The 9,021-nt window shown below is 58.1% G+C and carries 6 protein-coding genes; 4 read left to right on the forward strand and 2 right to left on the reverse strand.

The window, feature by feature from the left end; genetic code table 11:
* Together BN1128_RS04225 and asd are read right to left on the reverse strand one after the other, a co-directional pair.
* On the reverse strand, positions 1-1,346 hold a 1,346-nt coding region (locus BN1128_RS04225), incomplete at its 3' end, for a M16 family metallopeptidase (RefSeq protein ID WP_042866524.1).
* A 614-nt stretch (positions 1,347-1,960) separates the two neighbouring features.
* A complete protein-coding gene (gene asd / locus BN1128_RS04230) occupies positions 1,961-3,076 on the reverse strand; it encodes an aspartate-semialdehyde dehydrogenase (RefSeq protein WP_042866519.1) in 1,116 nt (371 codons plus the stop codon).
* Positions 3,077-3,413: 337 nt separating this feature from the next.
* Here asd and sugE point away from each other — a divergent pair, with 337 nt between their 5' ends.
* The 4 genes from sugE to pflB all read left to right on the forward strand — a co-directional run.
* The gene (gene sugE, locus BN1128_RS04235; protein WP_017765470.1) at positions 3,414-3,728 is read left to right on the forward strand and encodes a quaternary ammonium compound efflux SMR transporter SugE; all 315 of its coding nucleotides are present in this window, start codon (positions 3,414-3,416) and stop codon (positions 3,726-3,728) included.
* A gap of 128 nt (positions 3,729-3,856) precedes the next feature.
* Positions 3,857-5,617, forward strand: coding sequence for a 30S ribosomal protein S12 methylthiotransferase accessory factor YcaO (gene ycaO / locus BN1128_RS04240; protein ID WP_042866520.1), 1,761 nt, complete (start codon positions 3,857-3,859; stop codon positions 5,615-5,617).
* Between the two features lie 380 nt (positions 5,618-5,997).
* On the forward strand, positions 5,998-6,846 hold the full coding sequence (gene focA / locus BN1128_RS04245; protein WP_042866521.1) for a formate transporter FocA: 849 nt from the start codon (positions 5,998-6,000) through the stop codon (positions 6,844-6,846).
* A gap of 45 nt (positions 6,847-6,891) precedes the next feature.
* Positions 6,892-9,021: formate C-acetyltransferase (gene pflB / locus BN1128_RS04250; protein WP_042866522.1), on the forward strand; the 2,130-nt coding region annotated here is incomplete at its 3' end.

A 9,021-nucleotide genomic window follows, 5' to 3' on the forward strand; every position in this document is an offset into this window, starting at 1 on the left:
GGCACCACGCTCAGCACCACTCTGGGTTTGTGCAGTACATAGTGGTCCAGTACCCGCTTTACCTCGGCGGGCGTCACCCGCGCCATCCGTTCGAGATAACGATGCAGGTAGTTGGGCTCCTGAAACAGGTTGTGGCCCGTGCCCAATAATTCCGCTTTGCCGGCCACGCTGTCCAGCGACCAGACCAGGTTGGCACGCAAGGCATTGGCAGAGTGCTCAAGCCGGCCCCTGGGAATGCCCTCCTGGGCCAGTCTGGCGATGACGCCGTCAATTTCGCGCTTGATGGGTTCGAGCTCGGCGCCCTGCTCCAGATTCGGAATGGCCTGGATCACCAGCATGCAGGCGAGCACGCCACACTCATGGCGGGCAGAGACGAATACCAGCTTGCCGCTTTGCTGCAACTGTTGTTGCAGCAGGCCACTGGCGGAGCCCCCCAGTTGATCGGCCAGCAGATCGAGGGCTTCGAAACTCGGGTCCCGGGCGGAAACGGTCGGATAGGCCAGCACCAGCATGGGGTCCTGTACCGGGGCCGTCAGGGTACGATATCGACTCTTTTTCAGTGCCACAGGCCGGGGCACTGAGCGAGCCTGGCCGGGGGCTGGCGACAAGGCGCCGAAGTAGCGTTCGACCCAGGCCAGGGTTTGCGCCGACTGGATATCACCGCCGATCACTAGCGTGGCATTGTTGGGGCCATACCAGCGCAGGAAGAACTGGCGCACATCCTCCAGGGTGAGGCGCTCCAGATCCGCCATCCTGCCAAACGGCGTGTTGAAATAGGGGTGATTGGGTGGATAGAGGGTACGGTTCAACACCTCCAGCACCCGACCATAGGCAGGCGTGTCGACCAGGTCGACTCGCTCGTTTCTGGCCACGTCACGCTTGGCATCAAACTTTTGCTGATACAGGGTATCGAGCAGGAAGCCCATCCGATCCGCCTCCAGCCAGAGCACTTTCTCCAGCTGATTGGCCGGCACAGTCTGGTAATAACGGGTCTGATCCCGTGTCGTCAGCCCGTTGATGTCACGCCCCCCCACCTGCTGCAGCAGGCGAATATGCCCCTCCTCCCCCACATGGGCCGAGCCCTGAAACATCATGTGTTCGAACAAATGCGCCATGCCGGACTGACCCGGCGCCTCTTCGGCCAGCCCGACCCGATAATTTACTTCCACATGCACCAGAGGATCCGAGTGATCCTGGGTCAGGATCACCGTCAGGCCGTTATCCAGTCGATATTGCTGGTAAGGGACGATCAGCGGATTGGTGCCTTTCTTTTGCTCTTTGACCAGCACTGGGCCAGCCAGGACCAAGGCACTGAATAAATACAATAGACTCCACGCGACTCTCATTTTGTTTCCCAATTCTCAAGTCTGAACATTATTATTGTTATCTGTTGTTGCACTCACTTCATATTCACGCCAATTCGCCAGCAACCCCGTTATTCATCTCTATTTGTGTGGTGATATGAACCATGCTGGCATGGCCAGTATGCTGGCGACATATCGTCAGATGACTGACCTTTGTATCAAAATTTGCACGCCATGAGTGCCATGCCTGCGCACGGAGAGCACCCGGGACCAAGGCCACCAGTGTAATCAATCGGGGCCTTGAGAGATATCTCGCGGGCACCGTCATTTGTAACAAGCCATGAGATGACCAGAGAGCAGCGTTAATCATGGCCATCACACCCTTTATTTCCAAGCCGGATTCATCACCATTTTTCAAGGTGTTAAAAGGCGTACACAAATGAATTCATTACCGGGGTGACTATTTACTATTGAGTCAGGAGAAAATAAGCGATCGGAGATGAATAATATCAATTCAATTAATAGCGAGACCCTGCCTGCCCATAGCGCAATCTAAGTGAATATGCCGTTGCGCCGGGCTCCCCGCTCTCTTGGCGCTAAGACAGGCAAAAAAACAGGGGGCCGCGGCCCCCTGCTTCACACTCACCTCGGTTGGATCAACCGCGATCCAGCAGTATGTTGAGCATGCGGCGCAACGGCTCGGCGGCGCCCCACAGCAGTTGATCACCCACGGTGAAGGCGGCCAGATATTCCGGGCCCATGTTGAGCTTGCGCAGACGACCAACCGGGATGCTGAGGGTGCCGGTGACGGCGGCCGGGGTCAGCTCGCGGGCGGTGATGTCGCGATCGTTGGGGATCACTTTCACCCAGTCGTTGTGGGCGGCCAGCAGGGCTTCGATCTCGGGGAGCGGCACGTCCTTCTTCAACTTGATGGTGAAGGCCTGGCTGTGGCAACGCAGGGCACCGATCCGCACGCACAGACCATCCACCGGAATGGCGGCATCTTCTACCCCTAAGATCTTGTTGGTCTCGGCCTGGCCCTTCCACTCTTCGCGGCTCTGGCCATTGTCGAGCTTGGTGTCGATCCAGGGGATGAGGCCACCGGCCAGCGGCACGCCAAAGTTGTCCACCGGCAGGGTGCCTGAGCGGGTCTTCTCGGTGATCTTGCGCTCTATGTCGAGGATGGCAGAGGTGGGATCCGCCAGCTCAACCGCCACTTCGTCGCGCAGCAGGCCCATCTGGGTGACCAGCTCGCGCATGTGGCGCGCGCCACCGCCCGATGCGGCCTGATAGGTGGCCACGCTCACCCACTCCACCAGATCGGCCTTGAACAGACCGCCGAGGGCCAGCAGCATCAGGCTGACGGTGCAGTTGCCGCCGACGAAGGTCTTGAGCCCCTTGTCCAGCGCCTGTGCTATGACATCGCCGTTGACCGGATCCAGAATGATGACGGCATCTTTCTCCATGCGCAGGGAGGAAGCTGCGTCAATCCAGTAGCCTTGCCAGCCAGCGGCTTTCAGGCGCGGATAGACATCCTTGGTGTAGTCGCCGCCCTGCGCCGTGATGATGATATCCTGCTTGGCCAGCGCCTCGATATCGAAGGCGTCCTGCAGGGTACCGGCATCGACGCCAACGTTGGGGGCGGCCTCACCGGCCTGGGAGGTGGTGAAGAATGTGGGTTGAATGCGGGCAAAATCCTTCTCTTCCTGCATCCGGCTCATCAGTACCGAACCCACCATGCCACGCCAACCGACCAAACCTACTTTTTTCATAATGTCCTACCCTGGATAGCTGCTATAGAAAATTGTGTATTGAAACCCGTAACCCCTTGTCCGGCGTGGGCCGTTCACAAACAGATTACAAAATACGTGTTGCGAAAAATGCGTCTATCCACATTACGGATTGTGACGACGGGCGCAAGTCGAATTGCGCAATATTCTGTGCCGTTCGCTGCAATATCCGCCAGCCAGCTCCCGGCTGATGCGATCTCTTGGCATCCAGCGTCAGCTTGGGGCATGATTGAAACCGACTGGCAGCCACTGCCCCCTGGGGACGACCTCGGGGCCTCATGATGCGCAGGGACGACCCTGCTTCCTGCGGAATATCCTTATGTCCTGGTTACTCCTGTTGCTGGCCGGCCTGTTCGAGGTCGCCTGGGCCATCGGCCTCAAATACACCGACGGTTTCAGCCGCCCCCTCCCTACCCTGCTGACCCTCTCGGCCATGGGGGTGAGCGTGCTCTTGCTCGCCATGGCGGTCAAACAGTTGCCACTCGGCACCGCCTACGCGGTCTGGACCGGCATAGGCGCTGTCGGTACAGTGCTGATGGGGATCTGGCTGTTCAACGAGCCCGCCACCCTGGCCCGAGTGCTCTGCCTGCTGCTGATCATCGGCGGGATCCTGGGTCTGAAGTTTATCGGCTGAACCGGCGGCAGATCCCGGATCTGTGGATAGCTAAACGGGGCCCTGGCCCCGTTTTTTGCCTGCCAAACGCGCCGACCCCTGCTATTATCTGCGGCCAAACATGAGCCAATAAAAATCAGGATATTGTGATGACCGACCACACTTTTATTCCCGGCAAGGACGCGGCACTGGAAGACTCCATCGACCGCTTCCAGACCAAGCTGCAAGCCCTGGGGTTTGATATCGAAGAGGCCTCCTGGCTCAATCCCGTGCCCAACGTCTGGTCCGTGCACATCCGGGACAAGGAGTGCGCCCTCTGCTTCACCAACGGCAAGGGTGCCAGCAAGAAGGCCGCGCTGGCCTCGGCCCTTGGCGAATATTTCGAGCGTCTCTCCACCAACTACTTCTTCGCCGACTTTTATCTGGGCGAACAGGTCGCCAACGGCGACTTCGTGCACTACCCGAACGAGAAGTGGTTCCCCATCGAGGGCGATCAGTTCCCGGCCGGCCTGCTCGACAGCTTCACCCGCAAGTTCTACAACCCGGACGGCGAAGTGACCGCCGACATGCTGGTGGATCTGCAGTCGAACAACGAGGAGCGCGGCATAGTCGCCCTGCCGTTCGAGCGCCAGTCCGATCATGAGACCGTCTACATCCCGATGAACATCATCGGCAACCTCTATGTTTCCAACGGCATGAGTGCCGGCAACACCCGCACCGAGGCCCGCACCCAGGCGCTGTCCGAAGTGTTCGAGCGTCACGTGAAGAACAAGATCATCGCCGAGGCTCTGAGCCTGCCGCTGATCCCGGCCGAGGTGATCGCCCGTTATCCCGGCATCAAGGCCTCCATCGATGCGCTGGAAGCCGAAGGGTTCCCCATCTACAGCTTCGATGCCTCGCTGGGCGGCCGCTATCCGGTCATCTGCGTGGTACTGCTCAACCCGGGCAACGGCACCTGCTTTGCCTCCTTCGGTGCCCACCCGCGCTTCGAAGTGGCCTTCGAGCGCACCGTCACCGAGCTGCTGCAGGGCCGGGGCCTGAAAGATCTGGACGTGTTCGTGCCGCCGTCATTTGACAACGAGCAGGTGGCGGACCACCACAACCTGGAGACCCACTTCATCGACTCCTCTGGCCTCATCAGCTGGGATCTGTTCAAGCAGGATGCGGATTTCGAATTCGCCGACTGGGATTTTCGCGGCACCTCGCAGGAGGAATTCGACCATCTGATCGGCATCTTCCACGAGCTGGAGCAGCCGGTCTACATCGCCGACTACGAGCATCTGGGTGTCTATGCCTGCCGCATTCTGGTACCGGGCATGTCCGACATCTATCCGGCCGAAGACCTGCTGCTGGCCAACAACAACATGGGGGCCAACCTGCGGGAAGTGATCCTGGCGCTGCCGTCGCTGGCGTGGGATGCCGAGCAGTACATGGCGCTGTTCGACCAGCTGGACGAAGAGGGGCACGACGAGCGCACCCGCGTCCGTGAGCTGCTCGGCATCGCCGCCGCCAAGGGTACCGCCCTGCACACCCTGCGTGTCGGCGAGCTGAAAGCCATGCTGGCGCTGGCCGCCGGTGAGCTGGAGACGGCACTGGATCTCATCGACTGGACCATGGAATTCAACCAGTCGGTATTCCCGGCGGATCGCGCCAACTACTACCGTGCCCTGCGCGCCTGCGTCGAGCTGTTCTTGGATGAGGATCGCGACCCCGAGCAGTACCGCGCCGTGTTCACCCGCATGTATGGTGAAGAGACGCTGGCCGAGGCCTGGGCCCACGCCAGTGGCGAAGCGCGCTTCCACGGGTTGACGGCGGCCGATCTGTCCCTCGTCCAGTTCCCGCAGCACCAGAAGCTGCTGGCAGCCTATGAAAAGCTGCAAAAGGCCAAGCGAGCCCATCATTGGGCCTGATGTGGTAGTATTTGGGGGGGCCTTGATGGCCCCTTCTGTTTTATGGTGCCCCTGCTGGGGATTTGTTATTCAAAGATGAAATAAAAAACAAAAAATACCCCTTAGGGGGTTGCCAACACCGAGTCCATGCTGCGGGGGGGATGCAAAGATGCCTTGCCAGTACCTTTTTTCTAGCTTGACAAATAAATTCTTTAAAATCATTACATTAAAAAATCATCATTTCTGTTTCAGCTGAAACCTGGTGTAAAGAGAGGCTTCCAGGGGACTCAAATTTTTGTAGTAAAATTACATTCACAATCTGAAATTCTTGATCGGAGTCAATTTTGACGATCTGGCCCTTTGTTATGATTTCCACAGGCAAAACAGCAGGTACATGAGAATTGAAAGCAGAATCTCCCTTTGATTGTCTCAAGCCAGAAGCCATCGCTGCACTGGCAGAAGATATAACCTATGCCAAGGCAACCAAGCCGGCACATAAGGTCATCCCCCTGGCCATCACAGCAGGCGCTTTCATCGCCATCGCTTTTGTCTTTTTCATCACAGTCACCACGGGTGCCGGCAACGTGGCCTGGGGCCTCAGCAAGCTGGTCGGCGGTCTCTGTTTCTCCCTCGGCCTCATTCTGTGTGTGCTGCTCGGTGCCGAGCTGTTCACCTCCACCACGCTGACGCTGGTCGCCAAGGCGGCCAATCGCATCACCTGGGGCCAACTGCTCAAGAACTGGGGTCTGGTCTACTTCGGCAACCTCATCGGCGGTCTCATCATAGTCGCGCTCATCATCATGTCGGCCGAATATATGGCGGCAGATGGTCAGTGGGGCCTGAACGCCCTGAAAGTGGCCCAGCACAAGATCCATCACACCTTCTTCGAGGCCCTCGCCCTCGGTATCCTCTGCAACCTCATGGTGTGTCTCGCCGTGTGGATGGCCTTCGGCGCCCGCAGTGCTACCGACAAGGTGATGGTCATGCTGCTCCCAGTCGCCATGTTCGTGGCTTCCGGTTTCGAGCACAGCATCGCAAACATGTTTATGATCCCGGTCGGTATCGCTATCCATGCGGTAGCAGGCCCGGAATTTTGGCAGGCCATCGGCCAGGATCCGGCGACCTTCGCCGACTTGACCGTATCCAACTTCGTCCTACACAACCTCATTCCCGTCACCATTGGTAATATCATTGGTGGTGGCGTCATGGTTGGTCTGACTTACTGGTTTATCTTCCGTCGTCATCATTAAGGATGATTGCGGGATACTACATCAATACCGTGTGAGGTAATGAAAATGGCAGAACTTAACGAACAGTTCCAAAAAGCATGGGAAGGCTTCGCGGCCGGTGAATGGCAGACCTCTGTCAACACCCGTGACTTCATCCAGAAGAACTACACCCCGTATGAAGGTGACGAGTCCTTCCTGGCTGGCGCGACCGAAGCTACCACCAAGCTGTGGGACAAGGTCATGGAAGGCATCAAAATCGAGAACCGCACTCATGCGCCGGTCGATTTTGATACCGACCTGCCCTCCACCATTACCGCTCACGATGCCGGCTATATCGATCAGGGGCTGGAGCAAATTGTAGGTCTGCAGACCGACAAGCCGCTCAAGCGCGCCATCATCGCCAACGGCGGTATCAAGATGGTTGAGACTTCTTGCAAGGTGTACGGCCGCGAGCTGGACCCCATGGTCAAGAAGATCTTCAGCGAGTACCGCAAGACTCACAACCAGGGCGTGTTTGACGTTTACACCAAAGACATCCTGAACTGCCGCAAGTCTGGCGTCATCACTGGTCTGCCGGATGCCTACGGCCGTGGCCGTATCATAGGTGACTACCGTCGTGTCGCCCTGTACGGCATCGACTTCCTGATGGCTGACAAGCTGTCCCAGTTCAAGTCTCTGCAAGCTGACCTGGAAAACGGCGTCAACCTGGAAGCCACCATCCGTCTGCGCGAAGAGATCTCCGAGCAGTACCGTGCCCTGGCCCAGATCAAAGAGATGGCCGCCAAATATGGCTGCGATATCTCTGTACCGGCCAAGACCGCCAAAGAAGCCGTGCAGTGGACCTACTTCGCCTATCTGGCGGCAGTCAAGTCCCAGAACGGTGCTGCCATGTCCTTCGGTCGTACCTCCAGCTTCCTGGACGTGTACATCGAGCGTGACCTGAAGAAAGGCGTGATCACCGAGCAAGAAGCCCAGGAGCTGATGGACCACATGGTCATGAAGCTGCGCATGGTTCGCTTCCTGCGTACTCCTGAATACGATTCACTGTTCTCCGGCGACCCGATGTGGGCGACCGAGACCCTGGCCGGTATGGGCGTTGATGGCCGTACCCTGGTCACCAAGAACAGCTTCCGTATGCTGAACACCCTGTACACCATGGGCCCGTCCCCTGAGCCGAACCTGACCATCCTGTGGTCCGAGAAGCTGCCGGTCGGTTTCAAGAAGTACTGCGCCAAGGTATCTATCGAGACCTCTTCCGTTCAGTACGAAAACGACGACCTGATGCGTCCAGACTTCAACAACGATGACTACGCCATCGCTTGCTGTGTGTCCCCGATGATCGTCGGCAAACAGATGCAGTTCTTCGGTGCTCGTGCCAACCTGGCCAAGACCATGCTGTATGCAATCAACGGCGGTATGGACGAGAAGCTCAAGATCCAGGTCGGTCCCAAGACCGAGATGGTGACCTCCGAGTACCTCGACTACAACGACGTGATGGATCGTCTGGATCACTTCATGGACTGGCTGGCCAAGCAGTACGTGGCTGCCCTGAACATCATCCACTACATGCACGACAAGTACAGCTACGAAGCCTCCCTGATGGCGCTGCACGACCGTGACGTGTACCGCACCATGGCTTGCGGCATCGCCGGTCTGTCCGTTGCGGCTGACTCCCTGTCTGCCATCAAGTACGCCAAGGTCAAGCCGGTTCGTGACGAAGATGGCGTTGCCATCGACTTCGAAATCGACGGTGAGTACCCGCAGTTCGGTAACAACGATGCTCGCGTCGATGACATCGCCTGTGACCTGGTAGAACGCTTCATGAAGAAAATTCAGAAGCTGAACACCTACCGTGGCGCCGTGGCTACCCAGTCCGTACTGACCATCACCTCCAACGTGGTGTATGGCAAGAAAACTGGTAACACCCCGGATGGCCGTCGTTCCGGTGCACCGTTTGGCCCGGGTGCCAACCCGATGCACGGTCGTGACCAGAAGGGTGCCGTTGCTTCCCTGACTTCCGTTGCCAAGCTGCCGTTCGCCTACGCCAAAGATGGTATCTCCTATACCTTCTCCATCGTGCCGAACGCCCTGGGCAAAGACATGGAAGCGCAGAAATCCAACCTGGCTGGTCTGATGGACGGTTACTTCCATCACGAGACCAACCTAGAAGGCGGTCAGCACCTGAACGTCAACGTG

Origin of the sequence: Aeromonas piscicola (genome assembly GCF_000820005.1) — a bacterium.
Taxonomy (GTDB): domain Bacteria; phylum Pseudomonadota; class Gammaproteobacteria; order Enterobacterales; family Aeromonadaceae; genus Aeromonas; species Aeromonas piscicola.

What these genes read in the sequence shown, in the direction of transcription:
- asd (WP_042866519.1), bottom strand. Translation starts at nt 3,076, where the DNA reads ATGAAAAAAGTAGGTTTGGTCGGTTGGCGTGGCATGGTGGGTTCGGTA.
- ycaO (WP_042866520.1), top strand. Translation starts at nt 3,857, where the DNA reads ATGACCGACCACACTTTTATTCCCGGCAAGGACGCGGCACTGGAAGAC.
- sugE (WP_017765470.1), top strand. Translation starts at nt 3,414, where the DNA reads ATGTCCTGGTTACTCCTGTTGCTGGCCGGCCTGTTCGAGGTCGCCTGG.